The sequence below is a fragment of the Pseudomonas sp. 06C 126 genome, from assembly GCF_001855215.1.
GTDB lineage: Bacteria > Pseudomonadota > Gammaproteobacteria > Pseudomonadales > Pseudomonadaceae > Aquipseudomonas > Aquipseudomonas proteolytica.
Genome location: NZ_MIFU01000083.1, coordinates 26,832 through 44,569 on the forward strand (window position 1 = coordinate 26,832; position 17,738 = coordinate 44,569).

At 59.6% G+C, this 17,738-nt stretch carries 18 protein-coding genes; 6 read left to right on the top strand and 12 right to left on the bottom strand.

The annotated features are described in order from the left end of the window. The first annotated feature begins 79 nt into the window (after positions 1-79). A complete protein-coding gene (gene zapE / locus BHC62_RS13145) occupies positions 80-1,186 on the top strand; it encodes a cell division protein ZapE (RefSeq protein ID WP_070995260.1) in 1,107 nt (368 codons plus the stop codon). A 151-nt stretch (positions 1,187-1,337) separates the two neighbouring features. After that, positions 1,338-1,829 (top strand): GNAT family N-acetyltransferase, encoded by a 492-nt coding sequence (locus tag BHC62_RS13150; RefSeq protein WP_029291458.1) that lies wholly within the window; start codon positions 1,338-1,340, stop codon positions 1,827-1,829. Between the two features lie 98 nt (positions 1,830-1,927). Here the strand turns inward: BHC62_RS13150 and BHC62_RS13155 are convergent, their stop codons facing one another. From BHC62_RS13155 to BHC62_RS28605, 3 genes are all read right to left on the bottom strand, one after another. Next, complete coding sequence (locus BHC62_RS13155) at positions 1,928-2,149, bottom strand: hypothetical protein (RefSeq protein ID WP_070995261.1); 222 nt, start codon at positions 2,147-2,149, stop codon at positions 1,928-1,930. A 149-nt stretch (positions 2,150-2,298) separates the two neighbouring features. Further along, a complete protein-coding gene (locus tag BHC62_RS13160) occupies positions 2,299-4,044 on the bottom strand; it encodes a phosphoethanolamine transferase CptA (RefSeq protein WP_029291462.1) in 1,746 nt (581 codons plus the stop codon). A 155-nt stretch (positions 4,045-4,199) separates the two neighbouring features. Next, on the bottom strand, positions 4,200-4,349 hold the full coding sequence (locus tag BHC62_RS28605) for a DUF6026 family protein (RefSeq protein ID WP_222936214.1): 150 nt from the start codon (positions 4,347-4,349) through the stop codon (positions 4,200-4,202). A gap of 279 nt (positions 4,350-4,628) precedes the next feature. Here BHC62_RS28605 and gnd point away from each other — a divergent pair, with 279 nt between their 5' ends. Genes gnd through BHC62_RS13175 form a run of 3 tightly spaced genes read left to right on the top strand, consistent with a single transcriptional unit; the run spans position 4,629 to position 7,950 of the window. Beyond that, entirely contained in the window at positions 4,629-5,609 is a 981-nt protein-coding gene (gnd, locus tag BHC62_RS13165; RefSeq protein WP_070995262.1) for a phosphogluconate dehydrogenase (NAD(+)-dependent, decarboxylating), read from the top strand. After that, the gene (zwf, locus tag BHC62_RS13170) at positions 5,606-7,129 is read left to right on the top strand and encodes a glucose-6-phosphate dehydrogenase (RefSeq protein ID WP_070995263.1); all 1,524 of its coding nucleotides are present in this window, start codon (positions 5,606-5,608) and stop codon (positions 7,127-7,129) included. Before gnd ends, zwf begins: the two co-directional genes overlap by 4 nt. Next, positions 7,126-7,950, top strand: coding sequence for a Cof-type HAD-IIB family hydrolase (locus BHC62_RS13175; RefSeq protein WP_070995264.1), 825 nt, complete (start codon positions 7,126-7,128; stop codon positions 7,948-7,950). Before zwf ends, BHC62_RS13175 begins: the two co-directional genes overlap by 4 nt. On the opposite strand, the gene nhaB is transcribed toward BHC62_RS13175, so the two are convergent. After that, positions 7,938-9,440: a sodium/proton antiporter NhaB gene (gene nhaB / locus BHC62_RS13180; RefSeq protein ID WP_070995265.1), complete on the bottom strand. Its 1,503-nt coding sequence runs from the start codon at positions 9,438-9,440 to the stop codon at positions 7,938-7,940. The genes BHC62_RS13175 and nhaB overlap by 13 nt on opposite strands. Before the next feature lie 216 nt (positions 9,441-9,656). Then, on the bottom strand, positions 9,657-9,923 hold the full coding sequence (locus BHC62_RS13185) for a hypothetical protein (RefSeq protein WP_029291472.1): 267 nt from the start codon (positions 9,921-9,923) through the stop codon (positions 9,657-9,659). A 340-nt stretch (positions 9,924-10,263) separates the two neighbouring features. On the opposite strand from BHC62_RS13185, the gene BHC62_RS13190 reads away from it, so the two are divergent. Next, positions 10,264-11,589 carry a sigma-54 dependent transcriptional regulator gene (locus tag BHC62_RS13190; protein WP_070995266.1) on the top strand — a complete coding sequence of 442 codons (1,326 nt, stop codon included), beginning with the start codon at positions 10,264-10,266 and terminating at the stop codon, positions 11,587-11,589. A gap of 75 nt (positions 11,590-11,664) precedes the next feature. On the opposite strand, the gene BHC62_RS13195 is transcribed toward BHC62_RS13190, so the two are convergent. The 7 genes from BHC62_RS13195 to BHC62_RS13225 all read right to left on the bottom strand — a co-directional run bounded on the left by BHC62_RS13195 (position 11,665) and on the right by BHC62_RS13225 (position 17,671). Beyond that, the gene (locus tag BHC62_RS13195; protein ID WP_029291476.1) at positions 11,665-12,957 is read right to left on the bottom strand and encodes an autotransporter outer membrane beta-barrel domain-containing protein; all 1,293 of its coding nucleotides are present in this window, start codon (positions 12,955-12,957) and stop codon (positions 11,665-11,667) included. Between the two features lie 49 nt (positions 12,958-13,006). Then, complete coding sequence (locus BHC62_RS13200) at positions 13,007-13,753, bottom strand: hypothetical protein (RefSeq protein WP_029291478.1); 747 nt, start codon at positions 13,751-13,753, stop codon at positions 13,007-13,009. A 37-nt stretch (positions 13,754-13,790) separates the two neighbouring features. Next, positions 13,791-14,471 (bottom strand): C39 family peptidase, encoded by a 681-nt coding sequence (locus BHC62_RS13205; protein WP_029291480.1) that lies wholly within the window; start codon positions 14,469-14,471, stop codon positions 13,791-13,793. Between the two features lie 59 nt (positions 14,472-14,530). Then, positions 14,531-15,283 (bottom strand): hypothetical protein, encoded by a 753-nt coding sequence (locus tag BHC62_RS13210; RefSeq protein WP_070995267.1) that lies wholly within the window; start codon positions 15,281-15,283, stop codon positions 14,531-14,533. Positions 15,284-15,350: 67 nt separating this feature from the next. Continuing rightward, the gene (locus tag BHC62_RS13215; protein WP_070995268.1) at positions 15,351-15,899 is read right to left on the bottom strand and encodes an adhesin; all 549 of its coding nucleotides are present in this window, start codon (positions 15,897-15,899) and stop codon (positions 15,351-15,353) included. Next, positions 15,896-16,354, bottom strand: coding sequence for a hypothetical protein (locus tag BHC62_RS13220; RefSeq protein WP_029291484.1), 459 nt, complete (start codon positions 16,352-16,354; stop codon positions 15,896-15,898). The genes BHC62_RS13215 and BHC62_RS13220 overlap by 4 nt, the downstream gene beginning before the upstream one ends. A gap of 318 nt (positions 16,355-16,672) precedes the next feature. Beyond that, complete coding sequence (locus tag BHC62_RS13225; protein WP_029291486.1) at positions 16,673-17,671, bottom strand: FecR family protein; 999 nt, start codon at positions 17,669-17,671, stop codon at positions 16,673-16,675. Positions 17,672-17,738: the final 67 nt, after the last annotated feature.

A 17,738-nucleotide genomic window follows, 5' to 3' on the forward strand; every position in this document is an offset into this window, starting at 1 on the left:
AGCCTACTGGGGCTGCTTCGCAGCCCAACGGGGGACAAGCCCCCTCGCCACAGATGAGCCATTCTGGCTATGGATCGGTATGATTTTTGATTCACCCTTGGCCGCGTACCAGCAGGCCCTGCATGAGGGTTTTGTCGCTGACGATGCCCAGCGCCATGCCGTGCAAATCTTGCAGGATTGCCATGAGGCCTTGCATCAGGGCACCCATGGTCCCGTGACCGGGGTTTATCTCTGGGGCCCGGTGGGCCGTGGCAAAACCTGGCTGATGGATCAGTTCTACCAGAGCCTGCGGGTGCCTGCGCGGCGCCAGCATTTTCATCACTTCATGGGCTGGGTTCACCAGCGCTCGTTCCAGTTGACCGGCACGCCCGACCCTTTGCAGGCCCTGGCCCGTGAATTGGCCGGGGAGGTGCGGGTGCTGTGTTTTGACGAACTGTTCGTCAATGACATCGGCGATGCGATCATCCTCGGGCGTTTGTTCCAGGTGATGTTCGACGAAGGGGTGGTGATGGTCTGCACCTCCAATCAACCGCCAGAGCAGCTCTACGCTGACGGTTTCAACCGGGACCGCTTCATGCCGGCCATCGAGGCTATCAAGGCCCATATGCAGGTGGTGGCGGTAGCGGGCAGTGAAGATCACCGCCTGCATCCCGGCACCGCTGAGCAGCGTTACTGGGTCGATGAGCCACAGGCACTGGCACAGGTATTTGAGCGATTGAGCGCGGGACAAGCCTGCAGCGATGCGCCGGTGGTGGTGGGCTCGCGCAGCATTGCCACGGTGAAATCCTGTGCAACGGTGCTGTGGTGCCGTTATGCCGACTTGTGCGAGCAACCGTTGGCGGCCATGGATTTCATGCAACTGTGCGATCGTTACAGCGCCATATTGCTCGGCGAGGTCCCCTGCTTGAGTGCTCAGCAGCGTCCCGGACGGATTGCCCGCGGCACCGAGGACGGCGCCCAGCGTGTGGAGGCGGGGGATCGTGAGTTGCCGCAATTGTCTGTGCACGATGACGGCGTGCGACGCTTTATTGCCCTGGTCGATGAGTGCTACGACCGCAAGGTGCCGTTATACATCGAAGCCAAAGTGCCCTTGGTGTCGCTTTACACAGAGGGTTACCTGGAATTTGCGTTCCGACGAACGTTCAGTCGCTTACAAGAAATGCAGCTACAGCGCTTCGGCCGATAATGGCCTTGAGCCACTTTTGTTCGACAGGAGTCGTGACAGCGCTTTCCTGCACAAACCTGTAGTTAATCTCCTTCATCTATGGCCGACAGCCCGCTTACAATCGAGGTTTTGCGGGGAGGTGATCCCTGCCTAACTGTTATCGAGGAAGGAAATGGAAGCCGCAGAAATACTGGTGTTGCAAGCCAGCTACAGCAATCCTGTACAGGCCGAGGCCATTGGCCTGCTGCTCAATCACTACGCGCAAGACCCGATGGGCGGAGGCAAAGCCCTGTCCGCCGATCTGCTGGAGCAACTGCCGGCTGAATTGGCCAAGCGTGCCCACGCATTCAGCGTGCTGGCCTTTGTGGGTGGCGAGCCGGCCGGGCTTGTGAACTGCTTTGAGGGGTTTTCGACCTTCGCCTGTCGCCCGCTGGTCAACGTGCATGACGTGGTCGTCATGGAGCAGTTCCGTGGCCTGGGCCTGAGCCAGAAAATGCTGCAAAAGGTCGAGGAAATCGCCCGTCAACGCGGCTGCTGCAAGATCACCCTCGAAGTGCTGGAAGGCAATCCGGTGGCTCAGGCGTCGTACCGCAAGTTTGGGTTTGATGACTCGGTGTTCGACCCCGCCCATGGCCGCATGCTGTTCTGGAGCAAGGTGCTTTAAGGCCGCGTCGGTGGTAAGGGGCTTATCCCGTCGGGTTGCGAATGCCCCTCACCACAGACAGCCTTGATGAACGTCTCCATCAGAGCGTAAGTGGCGCGTCAGCTCTTGGGTTGTTGACTATCCCGAGCCTGCTCGGCAGAGCCGCCTTCAGCGCCCTTGGCATCGGTCGCGGCAGTCTGCTCAGCATCGCTGTGGATTTGTTTCTGGGTGAAGCTGAAGTTGTCGAAGTGCTCCTTCACGCGTTCCGCGCCACCTTCGGCGAAGGCTCCGGCCGAGGTCAAGCCCAGTACGCCGGCGAGCATCAAGGTTGAAAGTTTCATTGCATGTATTCCCATTAAGAGTGATCGGTATCTGCACCGTCCCTGATCAGATTTATGGGAATAGTCTGTAGGAAGCTTATTAAATGAGAATTAACGTCAAGAACGTCCAAAGTTAATCACCCGGTTAACTTTGGACGGGGCGGGGGCGTTTACTTCAGCACCACATTCCTGGGGTCGGCGCTGACCTTGGGCTTGATCAGGCTGAAGTCGATCAAGGCCTTCTGCGAACGCTGGTAGGGATCGCCAATCAGCAATGGCCGCGGGGTGAAGCTATCGCTGACCAAGCTGCGGCTGCGGTCCAGTTCGTCGAAGCTCAAGCCGGCAAGGTCGGCCCAGGTATGAATCAACTGCGAGCTGCTGTACGGCCGTTGTAAATCGCCTCGCATATTCCAGTCGTGGCTGGCGCGCCATTTCGGCGAGGCCCAGGTCATGAAAGGAATGGTGTACATCGGCGCCGTCGGCTTGCCCTCGTTGCGGCCCAGGGTGTCGTGGCCCGCCGAGTCGAACACATCCTCGCCGTGGTCGGAGAGGTACAGCAGGAAACCGTTGGGATCGGTCTTGGCGTAGTCCTTGATCAGGCTCGACACCACGAAGTCGTTGTAGCGCACCGCGTTGTCGTAGCTGTTGTAAGTCGGCAACTGGTCGTCGCGCACGCCATCCGGGACGCCCTGGCGGTCGGTAAAGGTGTCGAAGCTCGGCGGGTAGCGGTACTGATAGCTCATGTGGGTACCCAGCAGGTGCACCACGATCAGCTTGCGCTCGGCCTTGTCGGCGAGGGCCTTGGAGAACGGTTCCAGCACGTCGCCATCGTACTGGCGGGCGTTCTGGTTGCGGTTGTTATTGAGGTATACCTGTTCGTCGGCCTGTTCCGAGAACGTGGTGAGCATGGTGTTGCGCTTGGTCATGGTCTGCTGGTTGGTGATCCAGAAGGTCTTGTAGCCGGCCTGTTTCATCATGCTGACGATCGATGGGGTCTTGAGGTACAGGTCCGGGTGGTCTTCGTCGGCAAAGGTCAACACCTGTTGCAGCGCCTCGATGGTGTAGGGGCGCGGGGTGATGACGTTGTCGAACACGTCCAGTTGGTCACGCAGCTTGTCCAGTTCCGGGGTGGTCTTGCGTGGGTAGCCGTAGAGGCTCATGCGCTGGCGGTTGGTGGACTCGCCGATCACCAGCACCAGGGTCGATGGCTGGCCGGCCATGCTGTCTTTGAAGTTGCTCAGGGGCGGGATCTTGCTGACGTTGTCGAGCATGCCCTGCATGTTGTTCAACTGCTGGGTATAGCGACGATAGGCGACGATCATCTGCCACGGCACCGCAGGTTCGACACGGGTTTCGAAACCATCGATGGCTCGTTCCAGGGTGTCGTTGGTGGCGATCTGCTTGATCAACGGATAACCGACAATCGCCAGCACAATGGCGGTGGCCGCGACCATCGCCCGTGCCTTGGGCAGATAGACCGGGCGCACGCGGGTCCAGAGGAAGATGGCCAAGGCCGTGTGGGCAATAAAGGCCAGCACGATCCACCAGGCAAAATATTGGGTTGCGTACTCGCCCGCTTCAGAGATGTTCGACTCGAACATGATGAAGATGACGCTCTGGGAAAATTCCTGTTGGTAAATAAAGAAATAGCCCAGGCTGGCCATGGAGCAGGCCCACAACACCACGCCGATCAGCGCCGCCAGCAGCCTGGCGCGACGCGGGAACAGCAGCATCGGCGCCAACCACAGTGCACTCATGAAGAACGCCTGGCGGAAACCACTGAAGCCGGAAGTACCGGTCAATTGGATCAGCAGCTGGGTAATGCCCGAGAAATACCAGAAAAACAGGAACATCCAGCCAAGGCCGGCCCAATCAAACCCTGTCGCAGACTTTGTGCTGCGTTTGAACATCGCCATGCAGCGCTCCAACCCGATAATTGCCACCGCCCATGGGTGAGGCGGCGTTCTGGTGGAGGATTATCGGGAAGGGCGGGTGAAAACTTCGTGAGTTTGATCCGAGATGGCGACCCCTGTAGGAACCGGCTTGCCGGCAAGTCGGCCCCTACAAAAGGTCAGCAAGTGATGGCTTGATTCGTGAGCTGGGCCTGCAATTGCGCACGCAGGCGGATCACTTCCTGCTGCAACTGTTCACGTTCGTCTTTCAACTGGCGCAACTCGTCGCGGCGGACGGTGACGTAAAGGGTTTGTGGCGGGCGTGTGATCTGTGCAGTGCGCATTGCTTACCTCGCAAATAGCCGGTGTATCGCGGTGCCAGGGGGCTTGAGTCGAGGCCCTCGGCAGGAGTCAGGGGCGATTCTGATTTCTTTTTTGGCTCAAGGGAACTTTTTTATTTTTCGGGGTCGTTGTGACTTTTCAGCCGGTGATGGTGAAACGATGGCCTGTTTTTGTGATGAAACTAGTGCGATTGGCGCCGGACTAATTCGTCATTGCGCTATAAACTGTGTCACACATTTTTTATTTGTAGTTGGGAGCATCAATACATGCAACTGGGGATTATCGGACTAGGCCGCATGGGCGGGAATATTGCGCGCCGCTTGATGCTCAATGGGCATACCACCGTGGTCTACGACCGCAATGAAGCATTCGTCAAAGGCTTGAGTGAAGAGGGCGCCACTGGCGTTGCCGATCTCGCCGCCCTGGTCGCGGGCCTGCAAAAACCGCGGGCTGTCTGGGTCATGCTGCCGGCGGGCGAACCCACCGAAACCACGATCAACGACCTGAGCCAACTGATGGAACCCGGCGATGTGATCATCGACGGCGGCAACACTTTCTATAAGGATGACGTGCGTCGCGGCAAGGCTCTGGCGGAAAAAGGCCTGCACTACATCGACGTCGGCACTTCCGGTGGCGTCTGGGGCCTGGAGCGTGGCTACTGCATGATGATTGGCGGCGACGCCGAGACCGTCAAGCACTTGGACCCGATCTTCGCCACCCTGGCGCCAGGCCTGGGCGATATCCCGCGGACCAAGGACCGTACCGCCACCGATGACCGTGCCGAACGTGGTTACATCCATGCTGGCCCTGCCGGTTCCGGGCACTTTGTGAAGATGATCCACAACGGCATCGAGTACGGGATGATGCAGGCCTTTGCCGAAGGGTTTGACATCCTCAAGACCAAGAACTCGGAAAACCTGCCGCCAGAACAGCGCTTCGATCTGAACGTGGCCGACATCGCCGAAGTCTGGCGTCGCGGCAGCGTCGTATCTTCCTGGCTGCTGGACCTGACCGCCGATGCCCTGGCGACCGACCCCAAGCTCGACGGTTACTCCGGTTCCGTGGCCGACAGCGGCGAAGGGCGCTGGACCATCGAAGCGGCCATGGAGCAATCGGTGCCGGTGCCGGTGCTGTCCAACTCGCTGTTCGCGCGGTTCCGCTCGCGCCAGCAAAGCACTTACGGTGACAAGCTGCTGTCGGCTATGCGCTTCGGCTTCGGCGGCCATGTGGAGACTTCCAAAAAATGACGGCCAACGGCAAGAAACCCAAGGCCGAACCCGCTCCACCCACTACCTTGTTCCTGTTTGGCGCCCATGGCGACCTGGTCAAGCGCCTGCTCATGCCGGCGCTGTACAACCTCAGTCGCGATGGTCTGCTGGGTGAGGGCCTGCGGATTGTCGGGGTGGATCACAACGCTATCAGCGATGTCGACTTCGCCAAGAAACTCGAAGACTTCATCCGCACCGAAGCCGCGAGCAAGGTCAAGGGCAATGCCGAACATGCACTGGACCCACAGTTGTGGGCACAGTTGGCCAAGGGCATCAGCTACGTGCAGGGCGATTTCCTCGATGATGGCACCTATGCCGACATCGCCAGCAAAATCGCTGACAGCGGCACTGGCAACGCGGTGTTCTACCTGGCCACCGCGCCGCGCTTCTTCAGTGAAGTGGTGCAGCGCCTGGGCCGGGCCAACCTGCTGGAGGAGAGCCCCGAGGCTTTCCGCCGCGTGGTGATCGAAAAGCCGTTCGGCTCCGACCTGGCCACCGCCGAGGCGTTGAACGCCTGCCTGCTCAAGGTCATGAGCGAAAAGCAGATCTACCGCATCGACCATTACCTGGGCAAGGAAACGGTACAGAACATCTTGATCAGCCGTTTCTCCAACGTGCTGTTCGAAGCGTTCTGGAACAACCATTACATTGACCACGTGCAGATCACCGCTGCGGAAACCGTCGGGGTCGAAACCCGGGGCAGTTTCTTCGAAAACACGGGCACCCTGCGCGATATGGTGCCCAACCACCTGTTCCAACTGCTGGCGATGATTGCCATGGAACCGCCGGCGGCGTTTGGCGCCGACGCGGTACGTGGCGAGAAGGCCAAGGTGATTGGCGCTGTGCGCCCCTGGTCGCTGGAAGATGCGCGGGCCAACTCGGTGCGCGGCCAATACACTGCCGGCGAGATCGGTGGCAAGGCGCTGCCGGGCTATCGGCAGGAGGCCAATGTGGCCCCGGACAGCAGCACCGAGACCTTTGTGGCACTGAAGGTGATGATCGATAACTGGCGTTGGGTCGGCGTGCCGTTCTACCTGCGCACCGGCAAGCGCATGAGCGTGCGCGACACCGAGATTGTCATCTGCTTCAAGCCGGCGCCGTATGCGCAGTTCCGCGACACCGAAGTCGACGAACTCAAGCCGACGTACCTGAAGATCCAGATCCAGCCCAATGAAGGCATGTGGTTCGACCTGCTGGCGAAAAAGCCCGGGCCGACCCTGGACATGGCCAACATCCAACTGGGCTTTGCCTACAAGGACTTCTTCGAGATGCAGCCGTCCACCGGCTACGAAACCCTGATCTACGACTGCCTGACCGGTGACCAGACGCTGTTCCAGCGCGCGGACAACATCGAAAACGGCTGGCGTGCGGTACAGCCGTTTCTCGATGCGTGGAAAGAAGACGACGGGATCCAGGCCTACAAGGCTGGCGAAGATGGCCCGGCGGCGGCAGATGCGTTGCTGGCCCGTGATGGCCGCGCTTGGCATAGCCTCGGATGAGTGCAGACGCGATTCAACCCATCCGTTTTTTGCTGAGTGATATGGACGGCACTTTGTTGTTGCCCGATCACAGCCTGAGCCAACGCACCATCGAAGCCGTAAGGGCGCTGCGCGAGGCAGGGGTGTTTTTCAGCCTCGCCACCGGGCGGCCGCCCAGGGCCATGTTGCAGCAGATCGAAGCGCTGGGCGTCGACGTGCCCACCGCGGGGTTCAACGGTGGCACCCTGGTCAACCCGGATGGCAGCATCCTGGTTGCCCACCATTTGCCGGCTGAGGCGGCGCTGATCACCCTGGCGCTGCTGTGCGAGCAGCCAGAGGTGGAAGTCTGGGTGTTTGCCGAAGGCGACTGGCTGCTGCGCGATCCCACCGGCCCCATGGTGCCTCGGGAGCAGCAGGGCCTGGGATATGCGCCGGTGGTGGTGGAGAGTTTCGAGCCGGTCCTGGGGCGGATCGACAAGATCGTCGCCGCCAGCGCCAACGCCCAGTTGTTGATTGACCTGGAGGTGCAGTTGCAGCCCAAGGTCGCAGGCCTGGCCCAGGTATCGCGTTCGCAACCGGTGTACCTCGATATCACGGCCATGCAGGCCAACAAGGGTGATGCCCTGAAAACCCTGGCCGCTCATCTTGGCGTGGCGCTGGAGCAGACAGCGGCCATCGGCGACGGCGGCAATGACCCGGCGATGTTTCAGGTGGCCGGGTTATCGATTGCCATGGGCCAGGCCGAAGAGGCCGTCAAGCGCCAGGCCGATGTCGTCACCGGCAGCAATCTCGAGGACGGCGCAGCCCAGGCTATTGAACGGTTTATCCTTCACAGCCAATAGCTGACCGCGTACCAGCCCAGCACGCCCATCACCACGGTGTACGGTAGCGCCATCCACACCATCCGCCCGTAGGACAGGCGAATCAGCGGCGCAATCGCAGAGGTCAGCAAAAACAGGAAAGCTGCCTGGCCGTTGGGCGTCGCTACGCTGGGCAGGTTGGTGCCGGTATTGATCGCAATGGCCAGGGTCTCGAAATGCTCGCGGCTCATATGGCCGGACACAAACGCCTGCTTGACCTCGGTGATGTAGATCGTCGCCACAAACACGTTATCGCTGATGGCGGATAACAGGCCGTTGGCAATAAACAGCATGCCCGGCTGTTGTTCGGCGGGCAGTGCCAGCACCCATTGGATCAATGGGGTGAACAGCTGTTGATCATGAATCACTGCGACCACGGCGAAAAACACCACCAGCAACGCGGTAAAGGGCAGGGCGTCCTTGAAGGCATTGCCGATGCGGTGTTCTTCGGTAATCCCGGTGAAGGCAGTGATCAGTACGATCACCAGCAAACCGACCAGGCCCACTTCGGCGATATGAAACGCCAGGCCGGCGATCAGGATCAGCGCTGCCAGGCCTTGAACAATCAGCGCCGCACGTTGGCGCGGGGTGCGTTCGGCGTTGTCTTCACGGGCGTAGTTGGCCAGCACTTGGCGCACGTTGTCCGGCAGCAGGGTGCCGTAGCCAAACCAGCGCAGCTTTTCCAGCAGCACGCAGGTCATCAGGCCGGCGACCAGCACCGGCAGCGATACCGGGGCAATTCGCTGGAAGAACTCAGTGAAATTCCAGCCCATCTCATGGCCGATCAACAGGTTCTGTGGTTCTCCTACCAGCGTGCACACGCCACCCAGGGCGGTGCCGACGGCGCCGTGCATCAACAGGCTGCGCAGGAAAGCGCGAAATTGCTCAAGGTCGGCGTGGTGCAAGGTGGGCAGGTGGCGGTCGTCGCTGTATTCGCTGTCCTGGCGTGGATCATTGCCTGAGGCTACGCGGTGATACACCGAATAGAAGCCCACGGCCGCACTGATAATGACCGCAGTGACCGTCAAGGCATCAAGAAAGGCTGAAAGAAAGGCCGACAAAAAGCAGAACATCAGCCCCAGCAGCGCTTTTGAGCGCACGCCCAGCAGCAGGCGCGAAAACAGGAACAGCAGCAAATCCTTCATAAAGTAGATGCCGGCCACCATAAACATCAGCAGCAGGATCACCGGGAAGTTATGCAGCAGCTCGTCGTACAGTGCCTGGGGCGTGGTCATGCGCAGCAACAGTGCCTCGACCATCAACAGCCCACCGGGCATCAACGGATAGCAGTGCAGCGCCATGGCCAGGGTGAAAATGAACTCGGCCACCAGCAACCAGCCAGCCGCAATCGGGCCAAAAGCCCAGAGCACCAGTGGGTTGATGATGAGGAAAGCGAGGATGCTGGCCTTGTACCAACGGGGCGAGTGCCCCAGGAAGTTATGGGCGAAGGCCTGGGCCATTGAACCGGACATGGGGTGCTCCTGGGGGCGAGAAGCGCGCAAAGTGCCCGATGCTCGCAGGAAGATCAAGCGGTCATGGCATGGCAGCCATATAAAGAAGGGAGATACTTAAATGTCAGGCACGCAAAACCCGTGGCGGGAGTCGAACTCACGCGCCACGGGTTTAATAGTCTTAACAAGTTGCAGCCAATATAAGAAGCGACGGCATGTCGCAGTGGCTGCCTTAACTTACTTGGGCATTGCCCAGGACTGTAGTTGATAACCTTCGCCATTGAGTTCGGCGCGGGCTTGTAGCAGCAGGGTTTCCAATTGTTTTGGATCGGAGTAAGTGCTGCACGGAATCTGTTTGCGCCCGATGCGCTTCTCGGTGCGGTCGATCACGGTCAGGCTCAGTTCGCCAGTGCCGTCTTGTGGGGCCCAGGCCACGCAGTGAAAGGGTTGGAAAGCACGGTCTGCGATCAAAAGAGCTTCGTTGATACGGAGCGGGGCGTTCATGGGGTCTTCTCTCTAAGTGCCCAATCAGAAGATGTGCCGTCGGTTGGGCTTACCGTTCGGCTAGTACCTGTACTGATGCACGATGACGGGGTACGGGTCACATGTTAGAACAAGAAAATTCAACTTTTCGTGATTAACGTCATGTAAGGCGCGATTTTGAAAGGTGAATGAAAGATTGAAGTAGCGCTTGCCGAGGGCCTGATCGCTAAACGCTGTATCGGTGATGGTTTTATCGCGAAACGATACAAGGCTAGCGTCAAGATCTTGCTAGGGTTATGAGCAGCCTGCCCAAACTATTGTTTCTAAATAACTTTAATGATTTTGACGCCAAGGAATAGTCATGGTTGTTACACCAGCCCTGCGTCGCTTGCTCGTGGTCGATCCCTGTGACGACTGCCACCAGTTATTGCCTGGTTTGCGGGCGGTTGGCTGGGATGTAGACAGTTGCGCCCTGGATGCGTTGGGGGATCGTACCTGTGATGTGGGGTTGTTGCGGCTCCAGCCCATGCACTTGGAGCGACCCGAGGCGGTCAAGGAGCTGATCAGCCGCAGCGGTACCGAATGGATCGCCGTGCTCAGCCCAGAAATGCTGCGCCTGCAGAACGTCGGCGACTTTGTCTGCGAATGGTTTTTTGACTTCCACACCTTGCCCTTCGATGTATCACGGGTCCAAGTGACCCTGGGCCGCGCCTTTGGCATGGCACGCCTGCGGGGTAAAGGCGCCGCTCATGTGAATGAACTGGAACATGAATTGTTGGGCGACAGCCGGCCAATCCGGGAGCTGCGCAAACTATTGGCCAAGCTGGCCCCCACCGAATCGCCGATTCTGATCCGTGGCGACAGCGGCACCGGCAAGGAACTGGTGGCCAAGACCCTGCACCGCCAATCCCAGCGCCACGCCAAGCCGTTTGTGGCGATCAATTGTGGGGCGATCCCAGAGCACTTGATCCAATCCGAACTGTTTGGCCATGAAAAGGGCGCATTCACCGGCGCCCATCAACGCAAGATCGGGCGTATCGAAGCGGCCAACGGCGGCACCCTGTTCCTCGATGAAATCGGCGACTTGCCCATGGAGTTGCAGGCCAACCTGTTGCGCTTTCTCCAGGAAAAACACATTGAGCGCGTAGGGGGTAGCCAACCGATCCCGGTAGATGTGCGGGTGCTGGCCGCGACTCACGTCGACCTTGAAGCCGCCATCGAGAGGGGGACTTTTCGCGAGGACTTGTACTACCGGCTCAATGTCCTGCAAGTGATCACCGCGCCGTTACGTGAGCGGCATGGCGATGTCGGCATGCTGGCCAACCATTTCTCCAGGTTCTACAGCCAGGAAACCGGGCGCCGTCCACGCAGCTTCAGCGAAGACGCCCTGATCGCCATGGGCAAGCATGGTTGGCCGGGCAATGTGCGTGAGTTGGCCAACCGAGTGCGGCGTGGCCTGGTACTGGCCGAAGGGCGGCAAATCGAAGCAGCCGACCTGGGCTTGCAAAGCCAGCAGGCAATCGCGCTGCCCATGGCTACGCTTGAGGACTACAAGCACCGCGCTGAACGCCAGGCGCTGTGTGATGTGTTGAACCGGCACAGTGACAACCTGAGTGTCGCCGCCCGTGTGCTGGGGGTTTCCCGGCCGACGTTCTACCGGTTGCTGCACAAACATCAGATCCGCTAGGGCGGGTAAAAAAGCCCCGTCGCGACCCTTATCGCGACGGGGCTTTTCCTTTTCTCCGTTGTAGGAGCGGCGGTTTTAGAAGTAGTACGGGAATTTCAGGCTGAAGGTGAAGTCCGGTGCGTCATCGGTCATACCAATAGCCAGGTTGGGCACGATGGTCAGGTTCTCACTGGCGGCGATGGTCATGCCGACGTTGAAATAGCCGGCGTTGGCGTCACTTGAGACAATCGACTGCCAGTCCCCGCCATCAGGCTTGAGCTTGCTCTTGCGCTGGATCAGGTCGGACACCGAGAACGACATACTCATGCGCTCGTTCAAGGCAAATGCCACACCCACGCCGAACTGGAAGCTGTCGCCCAGGCGGACCTTACCCCCGACCTTCTGGTTGACGTCGCTGCTGATGTCATCAAATGAGTCTTCGAGGTTGTGGGTATAGGACACCGAACCAAACAGCACGGCCGGGTCGAAGGTCTTGACCAGGGAAATCCCCGGCGTGATCGACCACACACCGTTGCCGGTGGGCAGGTTCTCCGGCACGTACAGGTTGTCGTTGGCGGTCGAACGCACCAACTTGATCCCGAACGGCTCCTTGCCGGTTGGCGCCTTGACCCGCACCGATACCACGGCATCGGGCATGGTTGGCGATTCGTCGAGGAACTTGTAGGCGATCCCGAAGTTGACGTCGCCGATGGTCGGGTCCCGGCTCACGGACTCTTCGGAAGTGGCCTGCGGATCGCCGCCACTGGCGCCACCCGATTGATAGGTGGACTCGCGGTACACCACCGGGACGTTGACGTCGAACTGCCAACGGTTATCGAGGTTGTAGCGGCCGGTCAAGTCCAGGGTCCAGTTATCGGCCTTGATCCGGTCGAGGTTGATATTGCCGAGAAAGATCGAATCCAGTGCGAGGAAACCATTGAGGGTCAACTGGCGGGCGTCGTAACGCGCGTAAGTAATGCCGGTTTCAAAACTGAACTTGCCGTTGCCGAAGAAGCCGCTGGCTTCGTTATACAAGTTACTGACACTTTGCGCGGGCGCCGAATCATCCTTGAGTGATTGCCCGTAGGAGCTGCCACCCGTGGCCCCCCCCGTACCGCCGCTGGCGGCCACGGTGCTGCCGCTTTGCTTGAAGTCTGCCGGCGACTTGGCCAGGCGCTTGGGTGCCGGTACAGCAGGCTGGTCTTCCACCTGGCGTACCCGTTGTTCGAGGACTGCCAGGGCTTTTTGTTGGACTTCGTAGCGCTGCTTGAGCTCCAGCAGTTCTTGTTTGAGGGTTTCGATATCCGCGTCTGGCGCTGCGTACAACATACTCGCGGGCAAGAGCGTACTTAAACAGACAACGGCACGTAGTGATAACGATCGGTGCATGAAGTAAGCCGTCCTTTTCTAATGCGTAAGTGTCGAGGGTCAGCGTAGTTCAATAACCGAGTGTGCGTAGGCCCTTGAGTTGATCCAGATTGCAGTTCAGAGCCCCGGCGCTCAGGCCATTGCTGCCAAGCGCGACATTGAGCTGGGTCATGTTGTTGACGAAGTTGCTGTTGCCTTGCAACACCGTGCCTTGCAGCACGTTGCCGCCGCCGATCTGCTGCAGCGCGTTGCCCTGGTTGTTGTGGGCCGCGATGGCCATCTGCACGCCGCCATTGTTGGCCGACACACTGACCCGTCCGGCTGCACTGTCTGTTGTAAAGGAGCCGCCCGCCATCAACGCCTGCCCTGATTGCGCCACGTTGGCCGGTGACAGGCCGTTTTCACTGACATTGATCCCGACGTTGTTGTACGCCGTGTTGCCATCGCCGGCGGCACGTACGGTCTGGGTCACACCCTGGCCGCTGCCCAGCCCGGCGCCACCGACCACGGTGCCGGTGCCCGGGTCGCGTTGGGTGCCATTACCCACCGACCCGCTGGATTGCACATAGAATTGCGGAGTGATCGTGGCTGAGTCGATATGCATGTTGGCGCTCACCGTACTGGTGTCGCCCGCAGCATTGGTCCAGGTGGTGCTCATGACAATGCCGAAACTGATAATGCGCCCCGGCATCACGAAGCGGCCGCGCAGTTCAGCCAGTTCCGCGTCGTTCATTTCAATGGGCTTGAACGCCGAGGACGCATAAGCAGGCATCGAGGCTGCCAGGCACAGGGCCGTGAGCCAACGGGAAGTGTTCATCATCTGCTCCTGGGGCGTCCTTCCCCTTATGGCGCTTCTAGAAGAAGTCGCTCTGGATGAAACCGAAGTCCATCAGCTCGGCGTCGCCCACGGGCCGGAACTCGTTCATTTTGGTCTTGGCGGTCAACGGCGTAGGGGGATCGAGCAGGGCGTTGGTCTTGTCATAGCCTTCACCCAGTACGGCGAACACGATGCCATTCCAGCCTGCGACGAAGTCATCCCGCGAATAGCGCTTGTTGCCCAGGACCGGATCGCCGATATAGACCCAGTCTTTTTCGGCCCGCTGCATCACCACGAAGTGCTTGTAGCCACGGATCTCCAACAGCACCACTACCGGAATCTTTACCGTCAGCAGAGTGTCGGGGCCGATCTTGTAGCCCCTGGCCCGCATGCCGATGCTTTCCAGGTAGCGCTTCATGTCCAGCATGGAAAAGCCCTGGGTGCGCACCAGATCCTGGTCAGCGTTGATCAGCATGCCCTTGATGATGTGTGCTTCATCGACGTCCAGCCAATAGGCCTGGCGCAGGATGGTGGCGAGTGCCGCGGCACCGCAGCTGAAATCGGTTTTCTGTTCCACCAGGTTGGCGAACCGGCGTTCCCGGATGCTCTCGACCTTCTTGAAGATCACTGCACCGCCGGGCATGGCGGAAATCGCCATTTGCCCTGCCCAGGACGGGCCGGTGAGTAAAAACAAGAGGCAGAGGGTCGCGAGGCGCATGATCATGACCTGGTGGACACTGGAAATAAAAAGGGCCTTGTTGCCAAGGCCCCGTTGCATCAGAACGCCAGTTTGTTGCTGGTGCCTCCTGCGCAGACGGTGCAGCCGCTGCCCAGGGTGAGGGTGCTGCTTTGTTGGTTGCCTGAACCTGCCGCCACGTTCACGCCGATGTTGCCGGACGCGTTGTTGGCGGAGTTGAGCAGGCCAGCGTTGTTGACCACGTACTGAGGTTGATAGCTGTGTTTGGAGGACGCTTCGTTGAGGAAGTGGTTATCCAGGGACACTTGTTCGGTGTTCGAGGCAGACGCGACGTTTTTGCCGTCAGCTGTCACGATTGCCAGGTTGTTTTTCTGCTGGTTGCCTTGACCGGCTGCCACGTTCACGCCCACGTTACCGGAGCTGTTGTTGGCCGAGTTGACCAGCGAAGCGTTGTTCTGCGTGCCTTTGTTAATGAACTTGTTGTCTTTGCTTTCTTGATAGATATCAGCTGCGGCGAAGACACTGGCCGCATCATCTGCGCTACTGGTGATGGCAGCACCATTGTCTTGCTGGTTGGCATCACCGGCTGCGATGTTGGCACCCAGGTTACCTTTGCTGCTGCTCAACGAGCCGTTGGCCCCTGCATTATTGAGGGTCTTGGTATTGTCGAACTTGTTGTCCTTGCTCACTTGCGTGTCAGTCACAACGGCAGCCACGGTGCCGGTTGGAACTGGGGTTGGTTTCCATTTTTCGGCAGGACTTGCCTGTGCAGCAACAGCCATGAGCGCAGCCAGAGCGAAAACCAGTGGTTTGAGAGCCATTGTAGGTTTCATGGTGTATCTCCTTGCTTCTATTAGTTGGTTAAGTGTTGGTACGGTCTAACAAACACCTATCAAGCTGTTACTTGATAGTCACACCGAGGGTGTTAGCCATCCGGTTCCCCACCCCTGCACTCTGATTCACCTGTACCACTCCACGGCTGCCGGTGAAGGCCTGGTCGCTGGTAACGACCTGGCGGCTGCCAGTGGTAGAGGGGGATCGTGAGTCTGGTAACAGCGTCATGTTCTGTTGCGACAGGACGCTGTCATCGATGCTCTGCGGACCTGTGCTGATCCGCACCGCATTGATCATCTGGTTATTGGCCCCGGCCGACTGGTTGACACCCAGGATGCCGTTGCCATTGCTGAATGAGTTGCCCTGGATCGCCGCGCTGGCGTTAAGGGCGGGATCAACCTTGCCGTCGAGTTTCTGGACAAGCGCGTCGCTGGCCTGGCCACCGAGGCTGATCGCGCGGCTGTTGATCTGCTGTTGTTGATTGCCGGCGGCCTGGTTGACTGACAGCACACCGGTGTATTGCTTGCCGGCGTTGTCGATCAGCGCCTGGTGGCTGCTATCGGCCATGGCCGCCGAACAGCCGATTACGGTGAGGAACAGCCACGAACGGTTCATTGCTGGACCCCCATCATCGCGCCGATGTTGTTCAGCGGCGCCAGGCCGCGCTCGATCGAGCCGCTGATCTGCCCGCCCAGCGTGTTGCCGCTGGCATGTCCGGCCGCCGCACCGGCGCCCAGGCCAGCGGAGTTGCTGCCCAGGGTATTGCTCAAGCCGGGAAGGTCGCCGTTAGGCAGGATGGCGCGGGTGATGCTCGAGCCGCTGCTGACCCCCGCAAAATCGTTGTCGCTGAGTTCGCCGCCGGTAGCGCGCAGGATCTGTTGGCTGGGGTTGGCGTTGGCGGTGGATGGGTACGGGTCTTTGCCAAAGGCGGGCCGGCCGACCATAAACCCTTGCACATTGCGGCCCGTCACGATGATGCCGTCCTCGGCGCAGGCGGGCAGGCTCACGCTGGCGCTGAGTACACAGCTGATCAGCAGCAGGCCTATGGAGCCTTGATTGAGAGTTGCCACGGCATCATTCCTTGTTTTGTGACGCTGACCCTAAACAGCGCTGTAAGGAATAGAGCAGAAGCTGTGCCGCTTTTTATATGTTCCAGCTTTTCAATGGCTTGGGATTTATGGCGGGGTGGAGGTGGCGTGGGGTGTATCAGGCATGAAACAGGATGCCGGCGGATGACCAGCGCCTTGCAGGGGGAAGGGGGTGTTTCAGCAAAGCAACACTATCGATGACGAATCGATGAATCCGCAGCCACAGGGCGGTTGCGCGGCGTTGAGTGTTTCAAAAGTGGACACAGCGGCGCGAGCAACACCCTGGGCAGAGCGTGCTGCTCAGATCTTCGGTGCTTTGCGCGGTATGGAGTTGAGCACGGTGTTGCCATCCTGGTTCTGGGTCAGATAGACCGGCAGCACCTTGGGCAGGGAGGACACCAGATGGGTGACTTCATGGATATCGTAGATCCCGCCAATACGGATATTGCCGGTACTGGTATCGGCCAGCATCACCGGTTTGTTGAGGTAGCGGTTGATCAGGGGCAAGGCATCCGCCAGTGCCAGGTTGTCGAGGATCAACTTGCCCGTGCGCCAGGCCAGTGCCGGATCATGGGGAGAGAACGCCTGGAGCTGTGGCTGCGCGTCACCGCGGTTGTAACTGGCTTGCATCCCGGGCGTCAGGTTCAGCCCGCTGTGGCTGGCATCGCTGGTGATCTTCACCGAGCCTTCGAGCAGCATGACCCGCACCTGATCGTCATACTTCCAGACGTTGAACTGGGTGCCTGTCACACGGATCTGCCCGGCGCCGGCGCGCACCACAAACGGGTGTTGGCGGTCATGGCTGATATTGAAGAACGCTTCGCCCTTTTTCAGGGTGGCCCGGCGTTCGTTTTTATAGTTGCTGTAGACCAGTTCGGTACCCAGGTTCAGCTCCACCACACTGCCATCGGCCAGCGTCACTTGGCGCAGGCCGTTTTCGGCATCGTAATGTTCATAGGAACTGGGCAGCCAGCCCGCTTCCCAGCCAGTGAAGGCGGCCAGGGGCAGGGCCACCAACGAGATGGCCGCAGCTACGGCGTAGTTGCGCCAGCGGCTGGGCGGCGGCGCCAGTGCAACGGGCGGGGAAGGTTGGCCTGTGCGTGGCAGATGGTCGGCCACATCCCAGATTTCCAGCATGGCGGCATATTCGAAGGCATGCAGGGGATGCGCATCGTGCCACTGTTCGAAAGCCTGCCGCTCGGCCTCTGTGCAATCAAAAGCGTGCAGGCGCATGCACCAATGCGCGGCGGCATCGGTGACGGCATCATATTCGGCTTCTGAAAAAGGCTGTTGGGTCATTGGTGCTTCCTGATTTCGTACATTCTAACCTTCCCGGTAGGGTGCCGAGAACAGCCATCATGGCGAA

Bases quoted from the DNA above. Each gene is read 5' to 3' on its own strand.
- BHC62_RS13215 (WP_070995268.1), bottom strand. From the start codon at position 15,899: ATGAACCGTTCGTGGCTGTTCCTCACCGTAATCGGCTGTTCGGCGGCC.
- gnd (WP_070995262.1), top strand. From the start codon at position 4,629: ATGCAACTGGGGATTATCGGACTAGGCCGCATGGGCGGGAATATTGCG.
- BHC62_RS13225 (WP_029291486.1), bottom strand. From the start codon at position 17,671: ATGACCCAACAGCCTTTTTCAGAAGCCGAATATGATGCCGTCACCGAT.
- BHC62_RS13160 (WP_029291462.1), bottom strand. From the start codon at position 4,044: ATGGCGATGTTCAAACGCAGCACAAAGTCTGCGACAGGGTTTGATTGG.
- nhaB (WP_070995265.1), bottom strand. From the start codon at position 9,440: ATGTCCGGTTCAATGGCCCAGGCCTTCGCCCATAACTTCCTGGGGCAC.
- BHC62_RS13200 (WP_029291478.1), bottom strand. From the start codon at position 13,753: ATGAACACTTCCCGTTGGCTCACGGCCCTGTGCCTGGCAGCCTCGATG.
- BHC62_RS13150 (WP_029291458.1), top strand. From the start codon at position 1,338: ATGGAAGCCGCAGAAATACTGGTGTTGCAAGCCAGCTACAGCAATCCT.
- BHC62_RS13195 (WP_029291476.1), bottom strand. From the start codon at position 12,957: ATGCACCGATCGTTATCACTACGTGCCGTTGTCTGTTTAAGTACGCTC.
- zwf (WP_070995263.1), top strand. From the start codon at position 5,606: ATGACGGCCAACGGCAAGAAACCCAAGGCCGAACCCGCTCCACCCACT.
- BHC62_RS13205 (WP_029291480.1), bottom strand. From the start codon at position 14,471: ATGCGCCTCGCGACCCTCTGCCTCTTGTTTTTACTCACCGGCCCGTCC.
- BHC62_RS13155 (WP_070995261.1), bottom strand. From the start codon at position 2,149: ATGAAACTTTCAACCTTGATGCTCGCCGGCGTACTGGGCTTGACCTCG.
- BHC62_RS13175 (WP_070995264.1), top strand. From the start codon at position 7,126: ATGAGTGCAGACGCGATTCAACCCATCCGTTTTTTGCTGAGTGATATG.
- zapE (WP_070995260.1), top strand. From the start codon at position 80: ATGATTTTTGATTCACCCTTGGCCGCGTACCAGCAGGCCCTGCATGAG.
- BHC62_RS13210 (WP_070995267.1), bottom strand. From the start codon at position 15,283: ATGAAACCTACAATGGCTCTCAAACCACTGGTTTTCGCTCTGGCTGCG.
- BHC62_RS13185 (WP_029291472.1), bottom strand. From the start codon at position 9,923: ATGAACGCCCCGCTCCGTATCAACGAAGCTCTTTTGATCGCAGACCGT.
- BHC62_RS13190 (WP_070995266.1), top strand. From the start codon at position 10,264: ATGGTTGTTACACCAGCCCTGCGTCGCTTGCTCGTGGTCGATCCCTGT.